Consider the following 897-nt stretch of genomic DNA (forward strand, 5'->3'; position numbering starts at 1 on the left):
AGACTTGCCTATTTAACGTATGTAGGGTGGATGACAAGGTTTGAAGCAAATCCTAATTTTGATATTGATAAAATGGTTGAGCTTTTAACTTCTTTCAGCGGGTGTCCAAACATCCACTGAAAGAAGTTAAAGCCTCCGGCGGATGTCACGGAATTATGCTGAGACATAATTGATTATTCGATAATAAATGTCCCTAATATGGTTATAAAACCTGAAGGGACAAAATTTTCACTATAACATACGGTAGTGTATGTTATCTTTGAAGTTACGAAATTGGGGGCGAATAAATGAAATTACTATTAATAGTAGTAGCTGTAGGGCTTCTGTGGTTTATCAGTTTTTTGCATATTTATTGGGCTTTTGGAGGTCGATGGGGTTCTGCCGCTGTACTCCCAGTAAAAGAGGGAGAACATAAGCCTGCTTTTACTCCGAGAATAGGGGGAACATTATTCGTAGCCATTCTTATTCTATTAGCTAGTGTCATTATTGTTGTTCAAGTAGGTTATTTGCGGGGGTTCCAAGCAAATAGTTTATCTAAAATTGGAAGTATTGTCTGTGCTTTAGTTTTCATTATTAGGGCAATTGGTGATTTTAAGTTCGTTGGATTTTTCAAGAAAATTAAACATTCTCAGTTTGCTAGATACGACACTTGGTTCTATAGTCCATTATGTTTATTCTTTGGCTTTGTCTATATCATGTTGTTGTTTTAATAAGTATAATGAATTCCCTATAAAATAAATTTTATAGAGGAAGAAAACATCTCAAAATGGTGGGATTTWAAATTCTGTATATACTATATGTATTTCTTGTAATATGCATATCTAACTGTAACTTTAACGAATTTACCGAAAGAATTCTCCTTCCTCAAGCGTGTGAAGGGCGATCTATGATTAGTCA

Annotated in this window: 1 protein-coding gene and 1 pseudogene; both read left to right on the forward strand. The window is 34.5% G+C overall.

Going from position 1 to position 897, the window contains the following annotated elements; genetic code table 11:
* A pseudogene (locus AC1DTM_RS29070) lies at positions 1 to 120 on the forward strand (TetR/AcrR family transcriptional regulator); the annotation flags it as partial.
* 167 nt (positions 121 to 287) lie between these two features.
* Positions 288 to 710, forward strand: a complete 423-nt coding sequence (locus AC1DTM_RS29075) for a DUF3995 domain-containing protein (protein ID WP_016104938.1) — start codon at positions 288 to 290, stop codon at positions 708 to 710.
* Positions 711 to 897 lie beyond the last annotated feature (187 nt).

It is taken from the genome of Bacillus sp. P4_D3 (assembly GCF_056401855.1).